This is a genomic window from Streptomyces sp. NBC_01012, from assembly GCF_045162755.1.
In the GTDB taxonomy this organism is placed as follows: domain Bacteria; phylum Actinomycetota; class Actinomycetes; order Streptomycetales; family Streptomycetaceae; genus Streptomyces.
On the sequence record NZ_CP108688.1, the window covers coordinates 1,903,318 to 1,924,700 of the forward strand.

The window sequence follows — 21,383 nt, forward strand, 5'->3', positions numbered from 1 at the left end:
GGGTGGTCAGGAGACGGCTTCCTGGAGGCGGTCCGCCTGCTTGTCCTTCAGCGCGCCGATGACCGAGAGCGAGGGCCGCTGTCCGAGGACGTCGGCGGCGACCGCCCTGACCTCGTCCGGGGTGACCGCCGCGATCTTCGCCAGCATGTCATCCACGGACATCTGCTCGCCCCAGCAGAGCTCGCTCTTGCCGATACGGTTCATCAGGGCGCCCGTGTCCTCCAGGCCGAGGACGGTGGATCCGGCGAGCTGGCCGACGGCGCGGCCGATCTCATCGGCGCCGAGACCGTCCGTCGCCACCCGGTCGAGCTCGTCGCGGCAGATCTTGAGGACGTCGTGCACCTGGCTCGGCCGACAGCCCGCGTACACACCGAAGAGGCCGCAGTCGGCGAAGCTCGAGGTGTACGAGTAGACGCTGTAGGCGAGGCCGCGCTTCTCCCGTACCTCCTGGAAGAGGCGGGAGCTCATGCCGCCGCCCAGCGCGGTGTTCAGGACGCCGAGTGCCCAGCGGCGCTCGTCGGTCCTGGCGAGGCCGGGCATGCCGAGGATGACATGGGCCTGCTCGGTCTTGCGGTTCAGCAGGTCGACGCGGCCCGTGGCACGCAGTGTGCGGGAGCCCTGGCGGGGTTCCGTGGGCACGGCGTCGGTGCGGTCCAGCGCGCCGGCGCGCTCGAACGCCCTGCGGACCTGTCGTACGACCGTGGCGTGGTCGACGTTGCCCGCGGCGGCGACGACCAGATGCGTGGGGTCGTAGTGCTTCTTGTAGAAGCGGGAGATCTGGCCCCGGTTCAGCGCGTTGATCGTGTCGACGGTGCCGAGGACCGGGCGGCCGATCGGGGTGTCGCCGAGCATGGTGTGCGCGAACAGATCGTGCACACAGTCGCCCGGGTCGTCCTCCGTCATCGCGATCTCCTCGAGGATGACACCGCGCTCGGCGTCGACGTCCTCGGGGGTGATCAGGGAGCCGGTCAGCATGTCGCAGACGACATCGATGGCCAGCGGGAGGTCAGTGTCCAGGACCCGCGCGTAGTAGCAGGTGTACTCCTTCGCCGTGAAGGCGTTCATCTCGCCGCCGACCGCGTCGATCGCGGACGAGATGTCGAGGGCGCTGCGCTTGGCCGTGCCCTTGAAGAGGAGGTGTTCGAGGTAGTGCGTCGCGCCGTTCAGGGTGGGTGTCTCGTCGCGTGAACCGACGTTGGCCCATATCCCGAAGGTGGCGGAGCGTACGGAGGGCAGTGTCTCGGTGACGACCCGGAGACCGCCGGGGAGGACGGTACGGCGGACGGTTCCGATGCCGTTGCTGCCCTTGAGAAGCGTTTGGGTACGGGCGACGGCCCGCCCCTTCGATGAGGGGCGGGCCGTCGTCACGGAACTACGGGACGTCACTTGGCGGCGTCGTCCTTCTTCTCGTCTTCCTCGCCCTCGATCACGGGGATGAGGGAGAGCTTGCCGCGGGAGTCGATCTCCGCGATCTCGACCTGGACCTTGGCGCCGACGCCGAGCACGTCCTCGACGTTCTCCACGCGCTTGCCACCGGCGAGCTTGCGGATCTGCGAGATGTGCAGCAGACCGTCCTTGCCGGGCATCAGGGAGACGAACGCACCGAAGGTGGTGGTCTTGACGACCGTACCCAGGTAACGCTCGCCGACCTCCGGCATGGTCGGGTTGGCGATGGCGTTGATCGTGGCGCGGGCGGCCTCGGCCTGCGAGCCCTGCTGGGCACCGATGTAGATGGTGCCGTCGTCCTCGATCGTGATGTCGGCGCCGGTGTCCTCCTGGATCTGGTTGATCATCTTGCCCTTCGGGCCGATGACCTCACCGATCTTGTCCACCGGGATCTTGACGGTGATGATCCGCGGGGCGTTGGGGGACATCTCGTCCGGGACGTCGATGGCCTCGTTCATCACGTCGAGGATGTGGAGGCGCGCGTCACGGGCCTGCTTCAGCGCGGCGGCCAGGACCGAGGCGGGGATGCCGTCGAGCTTGGTGTCGAGCTGGAGCGCGGTCACGAACTGCTTCGTGCCGGCGACCTTGAAGTCCATGTCGCCGAAGGCGTCCTCCGCACCGAGGATGTCGGTGAGGGCGACGTAGTGGGTCTTGCCGTCGATCTCCTGCGAGATCAGGCCCATGGCGATACCGGCGACGGCGGCCTTGAGGGGCACACCGGCGTTCAGCAGGGACATGGTGGAGGCGCAGACCGAGCCCATGGACGTCGAGCCGTTGGAGCCCAGCGCCTCGGAGACCTGGCGGATCGCGTAGGGGAACTCCTCGCGCGTCGGCAGCACCGGCACGATGGCGCGCTCGGCGAGCGCCCCGTGGCCGATCTCGCGGCGCTTGGGCGAACCCACGCGGCCGGTCTCACCGACGGAGTACGGCGGGAAGTTGTAGTTGTGCATGTAGCGCTTGCGGGTCACCGGGGAGAGGGTGTCCAGCTGCTGCTCCATGCGGAGCATGTTGAGGGTGGTGACGCCCAGGATCTGGGTCTCGCCACGCTCGAACAGCGCCGAGCCGTGCACGCGCGGGATGGCCTCGACCTCGGCGGCGAGCGTACGGATGTCCGTGACGCCACGGCCGTCGATGCGGACCTTGTCCTTGATGACGCGCTCGCGGACCAGCTTCTTGGTCAGCGCGCGGTAGGCACCGGAGATCTCCTTCTCGCGGCCCTCGAAGGCCGGGAGCAGCTTCTCGCCGGCGATCTCCTTGATGCGGTCCAGCTCCGCCTCGCGCTCCTGCTTGCCGGCGATGGTGAGCGCCTTGGCGAGCTCGGTGCTGACGGCCTTGGAGAGCGCCTCCAGGACGTCGTCCTGGTAGTCGAGGAAGACCGGGAACTCGCCGGTGGGCTTGGCGGCCTTGGCGGCGAGGTCCGACTGGGCCTTGCAGAGCGACTTGATGAAGGGCTTCGCCGCTTCGAGACCGGCGGCGACGACCTCTTCGGTCGGGGCCTCGGCGCCGTCCTTGACGAGCTGGATGGTCTTCTCGGTGGCCTCGGCCTCGACCATCATGATCGCGACGTCGCCGTCCTCGAGGACGCGACCGGCGACGACCATGTCGAAGACGGCGTCCTCGAGCTCGGTGTGCGTCGGGAAGGCGACCCACTGGCCCTTGATCAGGGCGACGCGGGTGGCGCCGATCGGGCCGGAGAAGGGCAGGCCCGCCAGGATCGTGGAGGCGGAGGCGGCGTTGATCGCGACCACGTCGTACAGGTGGTCGGGGTTGAGCGCCATGATCGTCTCGACGATCTGGATCTCGTTGCGCAGGCCCTTCTTGAAGGAGGGGCGCAGCGGGCGGTCGATCAGGCGGCAGGTGAGGATCGCGTCCTCGGAGGGGCGGCCCTCCCGGCGGAAGAAGGAGCCGGGGATCTTGCCGGCCGCGTACTGCCGCTCCTCGACGTCCACCGTGAGGGGGAAGAAGTCGAGCTGGTCCTTGGGGCGCTTGGAGGCGCTGGTGGCCGACAGCACCATGGTGTCGTCGTCCAGGTACGCGACGGCGGAGCCTGCGGCCTGCTTGGCCAGGCGGCCCGTCTCGAAGCGGATGGTGCGGGTGCCGAAGGTTCCGTTGTCGATAACGGCCTCGGCGTAGTGGGTCTCGTTCTCCACTAGTGATTTCTCCATACTCGTCGTCTTTCGTCCTGCCGCCCGTGTGGCGGAGGACGGTGCGGAGAAGCGCACCCTGTGTGCGGGCCGGTCTTCGATCGAAGCTCCCGGGCGTTGTCCCGGGGGCCACTACCGAGGACCGGCGGCGGCCGTGGGGCGCTTCTCCTCGTTCTGTTGTCGTGCGTCCAGGTTACTGAGCACTGCCCGGGTCACGCACGTACACGTACAGCAAAGGGAGCGGCCCCCTGGAATCGGGGTGCCGCTCCCTCCCACAGCGTCCTTACTTGGCGCCGCCGGCCGCACCACGGCGGATGCCGAGGCGGTCGACGAGCGCACGGAAGCGCTGAATGTCCTTCTTGGCCAGGTACTGCAGAAGACGGCGGCGCTGGCCGACGAGGATCAGCAGACCCCGGCGGGAGTGGTGGTCGTGCTTGTGCGTCTTGAGGTGCTCCGTCAGGTCCGAGATCCGGCGGGAGAGCATGGCGACCTGGACCTCGGGGGATCCGGTGTCACCCTCCTTCTGGGCGAACTCGGACATGATCTGCTTCTTCGTAGCGGCGTCGAGCGGCACGCGTACTCCTCTTGATGTTCGATGCGCCCACGAGTGCCCCTGGTCTTGATCTCAGGGGAGCTTCCATGACTCGGAGGCGAAGGTCCGATGAGCGCAGCCCCCAGGATGATCCGGGGACGCGTACACAAACGGCCACTGGTCAGAGTACCAGTCGTTCGGAGCGCCCCCGACGGGCGTCAGCTGGTGAGGGCCCGGATCGAGTGGTAGACGTCGAAAACGGCGAGGCAGAGCGGCAGCAGCGTCAGGAGCACGGCGGCCTCGGCGACCTCCAGGAAGCGTCCCCAGAACGGGGTGACTCCCTTGCGCGGCACGATCAGCCCGATGGCGGTGATCAGCGCTGCGACACCGGCGACCGCGGCGGTGAGCCAGATCGTACGGATGTCGAGTCCCGCGCTGTCGCCCATGAGCGCGTCCCGGAACAGCTCGACCGGCGGGTTGAGCGAGAGCCCGAGGCCGAGGAGCACGAGCGCGGCGAGGCCGGCCCCCAGGGCGCAGCCGACCTGCGCGGTGTAGCGGAACAGATGGGCGCGCATCAGCATCGCGGCGCCGGTGGCGAGAGCCAGCAGCTGGCCCCAGACGCTGTCGGAGAAGCCGAGCACCGCCGCGGCGCCCACGGCGACCAGGGCGCATCCGCCGACCAGGCCGAGGAGCAGTTCGTGGCCGCGCCGCGCCTGGGCGGTGATCCGGTCGGCGTCGACGGGGCCCTGCGGGGCCGGCTCGGACGTGCCGTAGTCACCGACGGTGGTGCGGGGCGGCTCGAAGCCGATCGGGAGGCGGGCGAAGCGGGTGGAGAGTCCGGGGAGGAAGGCGAGGAGGCCCACGGAGAGCGGCGCGCACACGGCGGCGGTCTCGGCCGGGGCCATGCCGGTCATGATCGCGATGAAGGTGACCAGTACGCCGATGGCGGAGGCGAACACGAACGCGACGAAGGTGCCGTCGCCCTCGGGCGCCGCGATCATGAGGATCACCGATGCCACCAGCACGGCGGCGCAGGCGAGCAGGAACTGGAGCCTGCCGATGCCCTGCCCCGCGCTGAGGGGCAGCAGCCCGGCGCCGGCGACCGCGGTGCTGGTGAGGGCGCCGATCCCGAGCGCGATGGACGACCCGCGGTCCGCGTAGACACGCGCGCGTACACACGCGAGCGCGAGAAGGAGCAGGGCGGTGACGGCGGCCAGGATGCCCGGCAGCCCGTGCATGTCGTGCCGGATGTCGGAGGTCCACAGCACGAAGCTCAGCAGGGCCAGCAGGACCGAACCGCCGAAGAGGCCGGCCGAGCGCATGAGGCCGTCGCCCCAGAGGGTGCGGTCCCGGGCGACGGCGGTGGCCACGGCGTCGGATACGTCGTCGAAGACCGCGGGGGGCAGCGACTCGGCGAAGGGCCGCAGGGACAGCAGCTCGCCGTCGAGGATGCGCTGGCCTGCCAGCGTGCGCCCGCTGTCGAGCACGGTGCCGTCACGGCGCACCAGGTGATAGCCGACCGGGGCGTCCTGGGCGGGGCTCTGTCCCGACAGCCGGAGGATCTCCGGGTAGAGGTCGGCGACGGGGATGTCCTCGGGCAGCGCCACGTCGACGCGGCTGTCGGGCGCGACGACCGTGACGCGGCAGAAGCCGGTCGCGTTGCCGGCGGGTACTCCGGGACCCGGCCGGCCTGATCCGGTGGCCGCCGTTTGGGCCGTCGTAGTCACGTGCTGCTCCCCCTCATGATTCTCCTGGACCTCCCGTGGCACGCACCCCTGGATCACGGGCTTCCGCAGCGTCCCGAATGACCCGTTTTTTTGCGGTAGTTAGCGGATGCGTACACGCGTCGCGACACCCTACCGCCCTCGGGTCGCCGGGTACGGTCGCCGGGTACGCCAGTAGGATCCTCCCGCGGACGGAGCCCGTCGCCACGGGGGCGCCGATAGGAACAGTTCCGTCCGGCAAGGGAATTGGTGAGCTGTGAGCCAGATTGTCGTCAAGCGCCCACCGCGGGCCCTCCCCGCCGAGATTCCGGGCGAGCAGGTGCAGTTGCAACCTCCTCCGGAGTTGCCCCGAGGGCAGCAGGAGGGCGTGATGATGCAGCTGCTGCCGATGCTCGGCATGGGTGGCTCCGTCGTCTTCTTCTTCATGACGCCGAACCCGATCATGCGGATCATGGGCATGATCATGATCGCGTCGACGGTCGCGATGGCGATCTCGATGGTCATCCGCTTCCGGCGCGGCACCCAGGGTCAGCTGGCGGACATGCGGCGCGACTATCTGAAGTACCTGACGCAGACCCGGCGGGCCGTGCTGAGGACCGCAAGGCAGCAGCGTGACGCGCAGTTCTACCTCCACCCGTCCCCCGAGCAGCTGTGGGCGCTCGTCGCCGAGGGCAGCCGGGTGTGGGAGCGCCGCGTCGGGGACGCGGACTTCGCGCACGTACGGATCGGGCTGGGCAGCCAGGAGCTCGCCACGCCGCTCGTCGTGCCCGACACCGCGCCGGTCGACGAGCTGGAACCGCTGACCGCGGGGGCCATGCAGCAGTTCCTGACGACGCACAGCACGCTGGACGGGCTGCCGATGGCGGTCTCGCTCCGCGCCTTCTACCACCTGACGATCAGCGGCGACGCGGAGTCCGCGCGTGCCACGGCCCGCGCGATGGTCGGGGCGCTCGCCTCGCTGCACTCCCCCGAGGATCTGATCATCGCCGTCGCGACCGGCCGCGAGGCCGCTCCGCGCTGGGAGTGGACGAAGTGGCTCCCGCACGTCCAGGTGCCCGGCGCCATCGACGGCGCCGGCAGCCGGCGTCTGATCACCACGAGCGTCGCCGAGCTGGAGGAACTGCTCGCGGGCCGCCTCGACGGACGCCCCCGCTTCCAGCCCGGCGGCCAGCCCATCCTCGACCAGCCGCACGTCGTGGTCGTGCTCGACGGCCAGTCCGTACCGGCGACGTCCGCGCTCGCATCGGCGGAGGGCCTCCAGGGCGTCTCGGTCGTCGAGATCGTCGGCGGCGAGGTCACCGGGGCGCGCGGCGGCCTCTCCATCGTGGTGGACCCCCGCTCGCTCCAGCTGGAGTCGGGCCACGGCCTGGTGTACGACGGCCTTCCCGACCTGCTGAGCCTCGAGGCCGCGGAGGCCCTGGCACGGCAGCTTGCCCCCCTCCACGTGGCCTCGGGCGGGGACGACGACGAACCGCTGCTCGCCAACCTGGAGTTCACGGACCTGCTGAATCTCGGTGACGCCGCATCGGTCGACGTCAGCCGGACCTGGCGGGCCCGCTCGCAGGCCGAGCGGCTCCGGGTCCCGATCGGCGTCGGTGAGGACGGCGCCCCCGTGATGCTGGACCTCAAGGAGGCAGCGCAGGAGGGCATGGGGCCGCACGGCCTGTGCGTCGGCGCCACCGGTTCCGGCAAGTCCGAACTGCTCCGTACGCTCGTGCTCGGCCTGGCCGTCACCCATACATCGGAGACGCTGAACTTCGTCCTCGCCGACTTCAAGGGCGGCGCCACCTTCGCCGGCATGGCGCAGATGCCGCACGTGGCCGCGGTGATCACCAACCTCGCGGACGACCTGACGCTGGTGGACCGCATGGGCGACTCCATCAGCGGGGAGCTCAACCGCCGCCAGGAGATGCTGCGCGACGCCGGCAACTACGCCAACATCCACGACTACGAGAAGGCGCGCGCCGCGGGTGCGCCCCTTCAGCCCATCCCCTCCCTCGTCCTGGTCATCGACGAGTTCAGCGAACTGCTCACGGCCAAGCCGGACTTCATCGAGATGTTCGTGCAGATCGGGCGTATCGGCCGTTCGCTGGGCGTCCATCTCCTGCTGGCCTCGCAGCGCCTGGAGGAGGGGCGGCTGCGCGGCCTGGAGACCTATCTCTCGTACCGGATCGGTCTGCGGACGTTCTCCGCGGGCGAGTCCAGGTCGGCGCTGGGCGTGCCCGACGCCTACCACCTGCCCAATGTTCCCGGCTCCGGCTATCTGAAGTACGGCACGGACGAGATGGTGCGCTTCAAGGCCGCGTACGTCTCCGGGGTGTACCGCTCGGGCGCCGAGCCCACCGTGTCCTCCGGGCCCCTGCCGGTGGACCGCAGGCCCGTGGTCTTCACGGCGGCTCCGGTGCCGGTGCGCTACGTGCAGCCGGAGGCCCAGGCGGGCGTGCCCGACGCCCGTAAGTCCGAGGACGACGCCCTGGCCGACACGGTGCTCGATGTGATCGTGCGCCGGCTCGAGGGCCGGGGGGCCTCCGCGCACCAGGTGTGGCTGCCCCCGCTGGACAATCCGCCGTCGCTGGACGAGATCCTGCCGGGGCTGTCCGCGGTGGAGGGCCGCGGGCTGACGCAGCCGGGGTTCGAGGGCGCGGGACGGCTCGTCGTACCGCTGGGTGTGGTCGACAAGCCGTACGAGCAGCGCCGCGACACGCTGTACCGGGACTTCTCCGGCGCGGCGGGCCACATGCAGATCACCGGTGGCCCGCAGTCGGGCAAGTCGACGCTGCTGCGCACGCTCATCGCGGGCTTCGCTCTCACCCACACACCCCAGGAGGTCCAGTTCTACGGCCTGGACTTCGGCGGTGGCGGCATGGCCTCCGTCTCCGGGCTGCCCCATGTCGGCGGGGTCGCCTCCCGTCTCGACCCCGAGCGGGTACGTCGTACGGTCGCCGAGGTGTACGGGGTCATGACGCGCCGCGAGGAGTACTTCCGCAGCGCGGGCATCGACTCCATCGCCACCTACCGCAGGCTCAGGGCGCGCGGCGAGATCTCGGTGACGGACCAGCCGTGGGGTGACGTCTTCCTGCTCATCGACGGCTGGGGCAACTTCCGCACGGACTACGAGGCCCTGGAACCGGCCGCCGTGGACATCGCACAGCGCGGCCTCGGCTACGGCATCCACCTGATCGTCACCGCGTCACGCTCCATGGAGGTCAGGGCCAACCTCAAGGACCACCTGATGAACCGGCTGGAGTTGCGGCTCGGTGACGTCATGGACTCCGAGCTGGACCGCAAGTCCGCGGTCAACGTGCCCGCGGGCGTCCCCGGACGCGGTCTCACCCCGGAGAAGCTGCACTTCATGGCCGCGGTGCCGCGGATCGACGGCATCAAGTCCGACAGCGACCTCTCCGAGGCCACGGCCGCCATGAACCAGGAGGTCGCCCGGCACTGGACAGCGGCGCCGGCCCCGGCGGTGCGACTGCTGCCGCGTCAGCTCCCGGCGCACGAGCTGCCGGCCGGCTACGCGCAGAGGGATCGGGGCATCGCGTTCGGGATCGACGAGAACAACCTGGAGCCGGTCTACCTGGACTTCGACCGGGACCCGTTCTTCCTGGTGTTCGGCGAGAGCGAGTCCGGCAAGTCCAACCTGCTGCGCCTGCTCATCAAGCAGCTCACCGAGCGGTACGACGGGAGCGAGGCCAAGTTCTTCGTCATCGACAACCGGCGAGCGCTGCTGGACGTCACCCCGGCGACGCACCTGGCCGAGTACGTGCCCATGTCCAACAACATGGAGCACCACGCGGACGCGATGTACGACCTGATGAAGCGCCGCACCCCGTCGTCCGAGGTCACGGCCCAGGAGCTGCGCGAACGCAGCTGGTGGAGCGGCCCGTCGGTGTTCGTGGTGGTCGACGACTACGACCTGGTCTCGACGTCCAGCGGGAACCCGCTGGCGAAGCTGACGGAGATGCTGCCGTTCTCGCGTGACGTCGGCGTACGGTTCATCATCGCCCGCAGCACGGCGGGCGCGAGCCGCGCCCTGTACGAGCCCTTCATGCAGCGCATCCTGGAGCTGGGCGCACAGGGCCTAATGCTCTCGGGCGACCCCATCGAGGGCGACATCCTCGGCAACGTACGGCCGCGCCCGATGCCACCGGGGCGCGGGGTGTTCGTCACGAGGCGCCGCGGGAATCCGCTGGTGCAGTCGGGGCTGATGGACGGGGAGAGGTAGACGTACGACGGCAGTACCGGGCGGGCGGCGACAGGCAGGCGGATCCATCCGCGCCACTGTTGCCGCCCGCTTCGGCTTGCGGGGGCGGGGGGCGGGGGGCGGGGCCCGCCTTGCGGGGTCGCCGCCCTGGCTCTGCTTCAGATGCTCCGCGCTTCCAGATGCAGATCGGCGATCTCCTCAACCGTTTCGCGGACGAATTCCTTCTGACTGCGGCGTTCAAGCCTGCCCGGTCAGCGCGGCGGCCCGGCGGCCCGCGCAGAGGTTCCGGCCCTGCAACTTCGCTGCCGCCCGGCTCGTCGTCCCCGCACCGTCCTTGTACGTGCTGGTGAGATGTGCCACCTCGCGCTCGACAGGTACGGCGTGCCGCCGTGTTCACGCTTGGCCGGAGTGGTTCGCGGGGCACAGGTCCTCGTCGGCCGGCCCATGCTCGCCGGTCCGGTTCCCCCTGAAGGGCGATCACCTGGGCGCGTGCCACTCCGCAGAGCGCCGAGGGCCCTTTCGTATGCGCGAAATTGATGAATCCTGAACTGGCAAGAGGCACTTTCGGGCCAACTCCACGCCGGAACCGATCAACCGCAAACGGTGCGTGATCAACCGCTTACGCACGTCTCACGAGCGCCGGAAACCCAGCCAGAACCCTGCCCCCTCGCTGGAGGCGACAGCCTCCGCGAGCCAACCAGGCTGGAAACGGCTGTACCCGTTCCCCCTACACCTTGCTAACTTCCGGATCTCAGAGGCATTGAAAAGTACATGCGAAAGGGCGGTAGATGACCTCGCCAGCTCCAGCGCCGAAGATCCCTCAGCTTTGGGTTCCGCTCCCGTCCGGGATCCATCCCGGTTGGCGCGAGATCGACGAAGGCTCGGCCGCCTGGTTGGACCGATTCGGCCTCTACTCCGACCAAGAGCAACGCGATCGGCTGACACGGATCTCCGTGGGCGAGATAACCAGCCGCGGCGCCCCCTCCGGACGCCTGGCGGCGTTGCAGTGGACCTCGGACTTCCTGATGTGGCTCTTCGCCTTCGACGACGAGTTCTGCGACGAAGGGCCGGTCGCCGCATCCCCGGACGCCACCCTGCTCATCGTCACCAAGCTCCAGCGCATCGTCGAGGTCCCCTGGGCCGCTCCGACCGACGACAACTACAGCGCGGCGCTGCGTGAATTACGTCTGCGACTCGACGACCTGACCACGCCCGTACAGACCGCCCGCTGGTCAGCCAGCTTCCGCACCTACCTCCAGGGCCAGATCTGGATGGCCGCCAACAGTGCCGAGGGACGGATACCCACCCTCTCCGACCACCTGGCGGTTCGGCTCGACTCCTCCGGGGTCAAGATCTTCTCGACCCTCAGCGAGATCATCCATGGCTACGACCTCCCCGCGTCCGACTACGAACGCCCCGACATCCGCGGGTTCGTCGAGGTCTTCGCCTCGATCATCGGCTGGTCCAACGACCTGGTCTCCTACCACAAGGAGCGCGAACGCAGCCAGGAGGGATACGGCAACATCGTCGACCTGATCGCGTACGAGCGGAACTGCTCACTCGACGAGGCGGTCAGCGAGACCGCCATGATGCACACCCGTGCCATGGCGCTGTATCTCCGCCTCCGCGACCAGATCCTGCGGGACGCCGGTCCTGAACTCCATCGCTGGATCACGGACTGCGACTCCTGGATCCGCGCCGACTACGACTGGTCCCTGACGACGAATCGCTACGTCAATCCGGAGAATCCGGCCGACCTGCCCGCCGGCAGCGCCGTTTCGCCCTTCCAGGAGCGGGAAGCGGACCAGCCGCTGCCGATCGCCAGCATCGCCTGGTGGTGGGACCTGGTGGAGGACCGGTAGGGCCCGGCCGGGTACGACCTGTGCCGGCGGGTCTCGCCGATCGGCAGCTTGCTGATCCCCTGTGCGGAACGTCCGGCAAGGGATCCACCGTTGAGACGGCGGTGACCGCCGGCGGTTTACCGCGGGCGGTCACTCCGTTCACTCACTCACCCGCGTACACCGCGTCGATGGGGCGGCCCCGCAGTGCCGAGCGGGTCGGCAGGCTGATCGACAGCCACCCCAGCAGGGCGACGAAGACCACGATGCCGCCCGCGACCAGCGGTTGGATGTACGGGATCGGCTGGCCCGTGGTGCCCAGCGCGGCGCCCACGCTCGGCGGGACGGCGATGGCGATGCCGACGACGACGGCGGTGAGGATCACGACCCAGGACTCCAGAAACATCATTCGCCGCGTCTGCTGCTTGCTGGTGCCGAACAGCCGCAGCATGCCGAACTCGCGGCTCCGGCCCGTCGTCGCCATGACCAGAGTGTTCACCACGGCGATGAGGACGTAGAGAATCAGCAGCGCGTTGGCGATCAGGCTCGTCCAGGACTGCTGGGTGAACTGCCCCTGCTCCATGGCCCCGAACTCCTGCGGGCTCTGCACCCCGACGCCGGGGGTGGCCTCGGCCAGCTTCCGCAGCCCGGCCTCCACCTGCCCGCCCGAACTGTCGTCGGCGGCGCTGACCAGCAGGGCGGAATCCTGCTGGTGCGCGGTGTGCTCGGTCAGCATGCCGTGCGGCAGGGTCACGTCGCCGAAGCCCAGGCCCTTGCCGTAGAGGGCGACGACCTTGAGGTCCTTGTGGGTGCCGTCGCCGAGGTCCACGTCGGCGGTGTCACCGACCTCCAGCCGCGCGGTATCGGCGGCGATCCGGCTGAGCGCCACCGTGTCTCCCCGGAGCTGGTCCATGCTGCCCTCGCGCACGTCCAGGTCGAGGGTGCGGTCCAGGTCGCGCGGCTCCAGGCCCTGGGCACCGAAGGGGTTGGAGACCGGCTTGTCGATCTCGACGTAGGTGATGATCACCTGCGAGCGGGCCACCGGTGTGACGGTCCCGACACCGTCGACGGCGCGGACCTTCTGCGCCAGGTCGGTGGACAGGCCCGTGGTCCCACTGGTGATCACGTAGTCGGAGACGACACCGGTCGCCGCCTGGTCCTGCGCCGTCGCCTCGACCGTGTTCAGCATCGAGAGCTGCATCAGCGCCATCGCCGTACCCAGTGCCAGGGGCACGACCGCGCTGCTGAGCCTGCGGGCGTTCGCGCTGCTGTTGGCCGCGGCCAGATAGCCGCTCACCCGGGAGCGCATGAGCAGCGGCGTCAGCACACGGGTCGTCGTCCGCACCAGGACGGGGCTGATCAACGCGCTGCCCACCATGAGCAGCACGAGCGACCCGCCGGCCCCTGCGATCGCCAGCTGTCCCGGGATCAGCACCGGCAGCACGATCGACGTCACCAGGCCCAGCGCGAGCAGGCCCACTCCGACGCCCTTGCGGGTACGGCCCAGCTCGCCCTGTTCCACCTGGGACTGGCTCAGCGCCTCGATCGGCTTGGTCTTGGCGATCCGGAAGGCCGCGATGAACCCGGCCAGCAGCGCGCCCAGTACGGACAGCAGCACAGCGGCCACGGCCGGCAGCGGGTTGAGGGACAGGTCGAAGTCGGACGGCAGTACGCCGATGTCCGCGAAGGCGTCCCGCAGCAGCCCGGCCACCAGGAAGCCCGGCACCGCGCCCAGCACCGCACCGACGGACGCCACCAGCAGCACCTCGCTGCCGATCAGCTTGTGCACCTGACGGGGCGTCGCCGCGATGGCACGCAGCACGGCCAGTTCGCGACGGCGCTGGTGGATGACCAGACCGAGGGTCGAGGAGACGACGAAGACGACCACGCCGAGCGCCGTGCCTCCGAACGAGGCGGACAGCAGAACCAGGAAGCCGCGGGACTGGCCGACGTCCAGGAATTCCAGGTCTCCGATCGCGTCACCGGTGTAGGTGACGACCTCGGTGCCGCTGACGGCATCCTCGATCTTCCCCGCGAGATCGCCCGCGTCGGCGCCGTCCTCGCCCAGGACGCCGATCGCCGTCAACTGATCGGGACGCTGGGAGAGGTGCTCGGCCTGTGCGTCCGTGAAGAACGCGGCCGACTGCCGGTCCAGGCCGTTGGCGGGCGTGTCGACCAGGCCGACGACCTTGTAGACGCGCGGTGTGGTCCCGACCGAGAGCTGCGCGGTGTCCCCGACCTTCAGCCCTGCCGTACGGGCGAGGCCGGCGTCCAGCACCGTCTCCCCGGCGCTGCCCGGCTTGCTGCTGCCCTCAGTCAGCTCGAAGGGGCCCAGAGCGGCTGACGACCAGCCGTGGCCGTAAAGGGGGTGTTCCAGTGGCAGGGGCTCGCCGCGTGCGCTGCCGTCGTCCTTCTGCAGGCTCATTTCGACGGAGTGGTCGCGGACGACCTTGTCGACGCCGTCGACGCGTGAGATTTGCTCGGCCACCGAGGCCGGAACGGTGACGCGCTCGGCGTAGTACGGGTCGAAGTTCTCCTTGACGTCCTTGGTCTGCCGGCCGCCGACCATCACGGTCGCAGCGGCGTACCGCTCAGGGGCGACGCCCGAGAGCAGCCCTGACGTGAACAGCACGCCACAGGCGGTGATGACGGCCGAGCCACAGATCACGGCGATGAAGGCCGCGATGAAACCGCCCTTGCGGTTCTTGATGGTGCTCCATGCGATGTCGAACACGGACGCCCCCTACCAGTTGCCGAGGCGCGTCATGCGCTCCGCGACCTCGGACGGTGAGGGCCGGTCCAGTTGGCCGGCCAGCTGGCCGTCGGCGAGGAAGAGCACCGTGTCGGCGTAGGAGGCGGCGACCGGGTCGTGCGTCACCATCAGCACGGTCTGGCCTATCTCGTCCACGATCTGCCGGAACAGCCTGAGGACGTCCTGGCTGGTGCGGGTGTCCAGCGCGCCGGTCGGCTCGTCCGCCAGCAGCGCGTCCGGGCGCGTCGCCAGAGCACGGGCGATCGCGACACGTTGCTGCTGACCGCCGGAGAGCTGGTTGGGCAGGCGGTCGACGTGTTCGTGCATCCCCACCCGGGTCAGCATCTCGCTCAGCCACGCCTCGTCCACGATCTTGTCGGCCAGCCGCGCGACGAGGGTGATGTTCTGCTTGACCGTCAGCGCCGACATGAGGTTGTAGGCCTGGAAGACGTAGCCGATCCGTTCCCGGCGGACTGCGGTCAGCTCCGCCTCCTTCAGGGCGGACAGCTCGGTGTCACCCAGGAAGACGCGGCCGGAGGTCGGCTGGTCGAGCCCGGCGATGCAGTGCAGGAACGTGCTCTTGCCTGAACCCGACGGGCCCATGACAGCGGTGAACGTACCGCGTGGAACGTCCAGGGAGATCCCCCGCAACGCGGTGACGGCACCGTCTCCCTTGCCGTACGTTTTAGTGACGGAGTCCAGCCTCATGGCCGTTGCCCGCGTGCCCACCGTGGCCGCGAACTCTCCCCATTGCGTGGTCATTTCCTTGCCTTCCCCTTGTTGGCAGCTTCACCGTAGGTGGTCGCCGGGGAGAGACTCGAACCCCCTGCACCCCGTATCGATGGTGGAGCCAGCTACACCGTCGTCGGGGTGGGCACCAGCCGGACGGTTCGGCCCTGCTGGGCACGTCATGGCCCGGAGGGGATGGTGGTGGGCAAGAAAACGGCGGTACGGGGTGTCCTGGTCGAACTCCACGGCGAGTGGGGCTCCTTGCGCTCGCCGCTGCCTCTCCACAGGGGGCGTGGACAGGCCTTCCTCCACCTGTTCGGTCCCACGACCGCGCCATGACAAAGGTCAGGGTGGGCACCTCCCGTGCGTGCCCACCCTGACCCGGTTGTTCGTCGGCGCGTGCGTCCTAGTCGAAGTTGGCCCTCGCCCGCTTGTCACCGGCGTGGTAGGACGTGCTGGCGTCGCGCACCTTGCGGGAGATCTCGCCCAGGGCGGCGTGGATCCCCTTGGCGTCGCGGTCCCAGCCGGCCTGCGCGTGGTCGTACGCCGACTTGGCCTCGCCCTGCCAGAGCTCGGAAGCACTGGCAACCATCCGCTTGATGGCCGCAAGGTCTTCGTCGAGCCGCTTGCTCTGCCGGTCGATGTCACCGGCGGCCAGCTCCAGGCTCGCGTAAGTGACAACCATCGTGCCGTCGTTGGTCGACATATGGTCCTCCAGTTCAATCTAGTTCGGTGTCATGGCCCGTACGCGGTACGGGAACAGCAACGTTCAGAGGTTGTTGATCGCCGACGTCCTGGCCTCGGAGCCGGTCGAGTGACCGGGGACGACGTCCACCCCCTGGAGCGCCTGCCTGATCTCGTCCTCGTTGTTGCCCGAGATGGTCCGCGCCGCCTTGATGGCTTCCTGGAAGTTGACCAGCCGGGTGGCCATGTGGCCCATCCGCTTGTTGAGTTCGTCCTGCTTGACATTGAAGGCGTTGGCCCCAATGCCCTTCCAGGCGCCTTCCAGGCTGTCGATCGTGGCCTGCAGCGTCTTCAGCTGGCTCTTCACAGAGTCGAACCGCTGGCCGAGTTCGTTCTCCAGCTTGATGAGCATGTCATCTGAAAGCTTCTGATCTGCTGCCATGGTGCTGGCTTCCTTCCTGGTGCTGTTGTTCGGTCCGACGTTCCCGCCGGGAGGTATATGTGAGGAACTTCGGCCTGTCAGACGCTACGGCGCTTGCGGACGAGCGCGAAGGCGCCGATGCCGAGGACCAGCACTATGGCCACCCCTCCGAGGATCAGACCCAGTTGGCTGTCGCCGTCCTTCTCCGCGCTTGAGCCTGCCATAGCGGCGTCGTCGGCCTTGTCCTTCTTCTCAGGCTGTGACGAAGCTGATGCGGATGCGGCGGGCGAGGCAGTGGATCCGGACGTCTTCTCACCGGTGAGGGGGCTGACGTCCGGGTCTCCGGGGTCCCCCGTGCCCTTGAGGATGTTGACCGCCGGGCGGATGACGCCGTGACCGAGGTAGTTGCTCAGTGTCCCCTTTTCCCAGTCGCCTCGCCCGGCCGTGTCGAAGAGGAGATTGAGGACCTGGTTAGCGGTCCATTCCGGGTGGGCCGACCAGATCAGGGCAGCGGCTGCTGACGTGATCGCCGTGGCTTGGCTGGTGCCGCCTTCAGATTCGCAGTAGTCCTGAAACTTGGAGTCGCACCACAGCGGAATACCGTCACCAGGGGCCGCAATGTCGACAATTTTCCCATGTTGGGAGTAGGCCGAAGCTGCACCACTGCTGTCCGTGGCCGCGACGCCGACTACCTGTGGGTACGCAGCAGGATACTGATCCTTGTTTCCCTTTTTCGCGTTGTTCCCCACACCTGCGAAGAAGAGTTTCCCCTTACTCTCGGCGTATTTGACAGCGTCTCGCTCTCCCCTGCCTGGGAAATCGCTAGCAAACGACATACTGATGATCTGCGCATCACTATCTGCCGCAGCACGGATCGCATCTTCAGTATCATCCGCATTTACTGAATGCTCATTCTGAAACTTCGTGTCGGTGATCCGCATCGGGATTACCCTCGCACCTGGCGCGAGACCCTTCAGGCCCCCGCCCTCGCCGGTTCCAGCAATAAGCTCAGCCATCGTCGTGCCGTGGCCGTCGTAGTCGTCGTACTCGTCGCCGTCTGCCCCTGTGGCGTCGTACCCCTTGAGTACCTGCCCCTTGAGGGACGGCGTGGTTGGATTGACCCCGGTGTCAATGACAGCAACCTTGATGCCTTCACCTGTGGTCGTCTTCCACATCTCCTCGGCATGCATGGGTTCGAGATACCACTGCTTCGACTGCGCTTCCACAGCGACCGCAGTGGGAGTAACCCCTACAAATCCCACGGTCCAGGCAGCAGCCACAGCCATCGTGCTGAGCAGGCGTCCTCTCCACCTGAGAGGCACACGACGCTTCCGGGGCTGGCCCATTCCTGCTGTCATCCTGACTTCCGAACCTTCCGTGTGCCTACTCGATGACCGGCGGTGCGGATCCGCGTCGGCCGGCCTCCCACGTCTCCCTGTCCTCCGTCAGGTAGTCGGGGCGCTGCGTGCCGTCGTCCTGATCCTCATCTCCGGAGTCCTTGCGACCCGCAGGGCCACGCACAAGACCTGCACCCCCGGAGGTGAAACCCTTACCTCCCGCACCCGGGCGCACGGCGCCTCCACGGGGTGTGCCAACCACTCCGTTGGTGCTAGGGGTGCCTCGCCCCGTGGGACGAGACGCATTGTTCACGCCGCCTGTTCCGATCACCTTGCCCCGGGGGACCCCACGCGCTCCCCCGGACGTACCCGCCCCAGGAACGGCCTTCTGCGGTGTCCCGCCCACGATGCCGCCTCGGCCGGCACGTGGGCCGGTGGCTCCCTGAGCGCCTGCACGGTTTGTTGGCGTCGGCCTGCCGCCCGTAATACCTGAACGGCCGGCGTGAGGGCTCTGCCCCCCGCCTCCTCCGCGTCCGGTGGTTCCCGAGGATGATCCTCCCTGCGTGGGCGCGGGGCGCCCCATGGGGGGTTGGGTGCGACTGTTCGCCGCAGGGCCGCCGCCCGATCGGGTGCTGCCGTTACCGGTCTGGCTGATGGTCCTGGGAGCGTTGGTTGTTCCCTGAAGCCCTCGCGAAAAACTCGTCATGGGGTTGACGGGACCTGGAGACCCGGATGGCGTCCAGCCTCCCCCCGGCGCTGTGGGGCCTGTGGTCGGAGTTACAGGAGGTGAATTGGGGGTGGTCACCGAGGGTGCTGGTGTGGCGACACTGTCGATGACTACCGACGTACTGTCGTCGGGGACAGGTGTCACCGTTACGGGTGCCTCATAGCCGTGGCCTCCGGCATCAGCCTGGCTGTTGCTCACCGAGTGATGGGTTACGCCTCCAGGGTCCACGTGGCCAGATGATCCAGGACCTTCCGCCCCGTGCCCAACTACGGGGGGCCGCTCACCGACGCTGCTCGTCGGCCGCGGCATCGCAACATCAAGCTTCTTGTCGAACCGCGGCGGCTCCTGCGCCGCCAGCAGCTCCTCCGACACCGCGTAGTACGAAGCCAGCCGATTGGCCTGGTTGATGGCCTCTTGGCGGTCCTTCTCGACCTTCACCGCCGCCGCGTACTCCGGGTTCGTCTCGATCCGCGCCGGGCTCGCGATATCGTCCGGGCCCTTACGGATGAGTCGGCTGTCCCGGGGTGGGAGAGAGCTCCGGACCGACGCGAGGCCTGTCCCCGCCACGGTGATCTGCGTACCGGCCGTCTGCGCGAACTCACCCAGCTTCTCGGCATGGGCGACCAAGCCGTTGCCCCACTCGCGGAAGGCGACTCCGGATTCGCCCTCCCATTCGACGTCCTTGATGAAGTCGCCCAGTTCCTTTGCCGCGTCGTTGATCGAGGTCCTGGCCTTGAGCAGTGCCTGACCCGCGTCTTCGAGGTCCTCCGGCTTGGAGCTCTCGATCAGATCGATCAACGCGTTGAGCTGATGGCCCTCGAAGGACGTACGCCCCGAGGAGCCAGAGCCCCCGAAGCCGAATGTCTCCATCACGGCTTGCATCTGGCGGCTCATGTCGGTGACAACCAACTGCCCCTGGACTCGCCCCTCGTCCTCCTGCCGCTGTTCCGCAGGAGTCAGTTCCGGCTGGTCGTCGCTCATCAGCTATCACCCAAGTCGTCGTAAGCAGAGCCAGTCTTTTCGTCGAAACGCGGCTGCTCGGACTTGCCGTGGTTCTCGCCCCGTGCCTTCTCACGCTCCGCGTCCATGTGCGCCTGGATCTCGTAGAACCGCCGCCGGGTGTCCTCGTCCACGTTGTCGAAGCCGACCGCCGCCGCGTGCACGCCCAGGCTCAGGTATTCGATCTGCTCGCCCAGCGACTTCGACAGCGTGACGAGTGACTCGTGGACGCGGTTGTACTGGACGTAGAGCCCGTCCGCTTCCGCGAAGGACGCGTTCTGGCCGCTGAAGGCGTTGCGCGACACCGTCTGAGCCGCGACCTTCGACTTGCCTGCCGGTGAACTCTCAAGGTCTGCCAGCAACGCGTTCACGCTCTTCTGGAACTTCTCCAAGGCACCTACGCCGCGCTGGAGATCCCCTGTTCCTTTGCCCACGTTGCTGCCCTTCCCCGTTTCCCCGTTTGCTCAGGCCGTTCAGCGTTGCTATCGCACTCACCCGAACAGCACTGACCCCATACCATCACTCTAGCCAATGCCACTGACAGGACCAACCGTCTTGTCCATCACGTGACTTCCCGGCCGTCAGGCGCCGCCCGAGGAGCGTCCCAGCCGTCGTTGCCTGTCGCGTACGGCCACCGCCGCACCGGCTATGGCGGCGACCAGCACTCCCCCGCCCACCACGACGTAGGTCGCAAGCCTGGCGTTACGCTCGTCCGCTGTCTCACCCAGGGGGAGTGCGGCCGGGACCGGTGCCGTGCCTTTGCTCACACCCTCGTGTGCCACCGGTTTCTCGATGGGTTTGTCGTCCTCGGTCAGGGCACGTACGGGGTCCACGACGCCCCAGCCGACCAGGTGGTCGTGGCCGGCGATCGAACGCTCCGCCGTCTGCTCGATCTGGGCGACGATTTGCTTCTGCGTCCAGTCCTTGTGCTTGGCCTTGATGAGGGCGGCCACTCCCGCGACGTACGGCGCGGAGAAGCTGGTGCCGTTGTCCGAGCAGTGTCCACCGCCGGGCACCGTGGAGATCATGTCCACGCCGGGGGCCGCGACGCCCACGAAGTCGCCCGACTGGGAGAAGGCCGCGCGTTCGTTGTTGCGGTCCGCGGAGGCGACGGCCAGGACACCGTCGAAGGAGGCCGGGTAGGTCTCCTTGACGTTTCCTCCCAGCCCGTCGTTGCCCGCCGAGGCGACGACCACGATGTTCTTGGCCAGCGCGGCGTTCACCTCCTGTTGCAGCACGGCGGCGGGCTTCACCGCGTTCGCCGTGTCCTGGGAGATGTTGATGACGTCCGCGTGCGCGTCGTTGGCCGCGTAGTGGATGGCCGATGCCAGCGTCTCCGCCGTGCCGTGGCCCTCGGCGTCGTTCTGCTGGATCGGGATGATCGTGGCGTCGGGAGCGAGGCCGGTGAAACCGGTGCCGCCCGCCTTGCGTGCCGCGATGATGCCCGCGACCTTGGTGCCGTGGCCGACCACGTCCGTGGTGCCGTTCTCCTTGCCGCGCTCGACCTTGTTGCCGTTCTCGTCCTTGAGGTTCTTCGGCAGGTAGTTGCGACCACTCCCGGTGTCCACTGCCTTCGTGAGCTGAGGGTTCTTGACGTCGACACCCGTGTCGATGACCGCCACCCGTACGCCCTTGCCGGTGGACTGCTCCCACAGTTCGTCCATCAGCACGCGTTGAAGTGACCAGGGCCTGCCCGCGTACTTCTTCGAGGGGAAGGTGCACTGGGTGGAGTCGTCAGCGGCAGCGGGCATCACCGGCAGCGTGACCAGCAGAACAGCCGTTGCCGCCGCAGCCGTCAGGAGGCGGCGGCCATGAGGATGGCGAGAGGAGCGCGTGGTGGTCACGT

General features: G+C 68.4%; 13 protein-coding genes. 2 read left to right on the forward strand and 11 right to left on the reverse strand.

Features of this window, described 5'->3' with window-relative positions; genetic code table 11:
• Positions 1–6: 6 nt before the first annotated feature.
• From OG623_RS08230 to eccD, 4 genes are all read right to left on the reverse strand, one after another.
• A complete protein-coding gene (locus tag OG623_RS08230; protein ID WP_406145558.1) occupies positions 7–1,386 on the reverse strand; it encodes a M16 family metallopeptidase in 1,380 nt (459 codons plus the stop codon).
• The gene (locus OG623_RS08235) at positions 1,383–3,596 is read right to left on the reverse strand and encodes a polyribonucleotide nucleotidyltransferase (RefSeq protein ID WP_406151735.1); all 2,214 of its coding nucleotides are present in this window, start codon (positions 3,594–3,596) and stop codon (positions 1,383–1,385) included. Before OG623_RS08235 ends, OG623_RS08230 begins: the two co-directional genes overlap by 4 nt.
• A gap of 277 nt (positions 3,597–3,873) precedes the next feature.
• Positions 3,874–4,164: a 30S ribosomal protein S15 gene (gene rpsO / locus OG623_RS08240; RefSeq protein ID WP_003965855.1), complete on the reverse strand. Its 291-nt coding sequence runs from the start codon at positions 4,162–4,164 to the stop codon at positions 3,874–3,876.
• A 176-nt stretch (positions 4,165–4,340) separates the two neighbouring features.
• A complete protein-coding gene (eccD, locus tag OG623_RS08245) occupies positions 4,341–5,849 on the reverse strand; it encodes a type VII secretion integral membrane protein EccD (protein ID WP_406145559.1) in 1,509 nt (502 codons plus the stop codon).
• A gap of 253 nt (positions 5,850–6,102) precedes the next feature.
• Here eccD and eccCa point away from each other — a divergent pair, with 253 nt between their 5' ends.
• Together eccCa and OG623_RS08255 are read left to right on the forward strand one after the other, a co-directional pair.
• Positions 6,103–10,071: a type VII secretion protein EccCa gene (gene eccCa / locus OG623_RS08250; protein WP_406145560.1), complete on the forward strand. Its 3,969-nt coding sequence runs from the start codon at positions 6,103–6,105 to the stop codon at positions 10,069–10,071.
• Between the two features lie 767 nt (positions 10,072–10,838).
• Positions 10,839–11,912 (forward strand): (+)-(1(10)E,4E,6S,7R)-germacradien-6-ol synthase, encoded by a 1,074-nt coding sequence (locus OG623_RS08255; RefSeq protein ID WP_406145561.1) that lies wholly within the window; start codon positions 10,839–10,841, stop codon positions 11,910–11,912.
• A gap of 142 nt (positions 11,913–12,054) precedes the next feature.
• On the opposite strand, the gene OG623_RS08260 is transcribed toward OG623_RS08255, so the two are convergent.
• From OG623_RS08260 to mycP, 7 genes are all read right to left on the reverse strand, one after another.
• A complete protein-coding gene (locus OG623_RS08260) occupies positions 12,055–14,622 on the reverse strand; it encodes an ABC transporter permease (RefSeq protein WP_406145563.1) in 2,568 nt (855 codons plus the stop codon).
• A gap of 9 nt (positions 14,623–14,631) precedes the next feature.
• The gene (locus OG623_RS08265) at positions 14,632–15,402 is read right to left on the reverse strand and encodes an ABC transporter ATP-binding protein (protein ID WP_406145564.1); all 771 of its coding nucleotides are present in this window, start codon (positions 15,400–15,402) and stop codon (positions 14,632–14,634) included.
• 373 nt (positions 15,403–15,775) lie between these two features.
• On the reverse strand, positions 15,776–16,075 hold the full coding sequence (locus tag OG623_RS08270) for a WXG100 family type VII secretion target (RefSeq protein WP_406145565.1): 300 nt from the start codon (positions 16,073–16,075) through the stop codon (positions 15,776–15,778).
• A gap of 63 nt (positions 16,076–16,138) precedes the next feature.
• Entirely contained in the window at positions 16,139–16,495 is a 357-nt protein-coding gene (locus OG623_RS08275; protein WP_406145566.1) for a WXG100 family type VII secretion target, read from the reverse strand.
• A 77-nt stretch (positions 16,496–16,572) separates the two neighbouring features.
• Positions 16,573–17,832 carry a S8 family serine peptidase gene (locus OG623_RS08280; protein ID WP_406145568.1) on the reverse strand — a complete coding sequence of 420 codons (1,260 nt, stop codon included), beginning with the start codon at positions 17,830–17,832 and terminating at the stop codon, positions 16,573–16,575.
• Between the two features lie 1,686 nt (positions 17,833–19,518).
• Positions 19,519–19,971, reverse strand: coding sequence for a hypothetical protein (locus tag OG623_RS08285; RefSeq protein WP_406145569.1), 453 nt, complete (start codon positions 19,969–19,971; stop codon positions 19,519–19,521).
• Positions 19,972–20,118: 147 nt separating this feature from the next.
• Positions 20,119–21,381 (reverse strand): type VII secretion-associated serine protease mycosin, encoded by a 1,263-nt coding sequence (mycP, locus tag OG623_RS08290; RefSeq protein ID WP_406145570.1) that lies wholly within the window; start codon positions 21,379–21,381, stop codon positions 20,119–20,121.
• Positions 21,382–21,383: the final 2 nt, after the last annotated feature.

What these genes read in the sequence shown, in the direction of transcription:
- OG623_RS08280 (WP_406145568.1), bottom strand. Translation starts at nt 17,832, where the DNA reads ATGACAGCAGGAATGGGCCAGCCCCGGAAGCGTCGTGTGCCTCTCAGG.
- OG623_RS08275 (WP_406145566.1), bottom strand. Translation starts at nt 16,495, where the DNA reads ATGGCAGCAGATCAGAAGCTTTCAGATGACATGCTCATCAAGCTGGAG.
- OG623_RS08270 (WP_406145565.1), bottom strand. Translation starts at nt 16,075, where the DNA reads ATGTCGACCAACGACGGCACGATGGTTGTCACTTACGCGAGCCTGGAG.
- OG623_RS08255 (WP_406145561.1), top strand. Translation starts at nt 10,839, where the DNA reads ATGACCTCGCCAGCTCCAGCGCCGAAGATCCCTCAGCTTTGGGTTCCG.
- OG623_RS08265 (WP_406145564.1), bottom strand. Translation starts at nt 15,402, where the DNA reads ATGACCACGCAATGGGGAGAGTTCGCGGCCACGGTGGGCACGCGGGCA.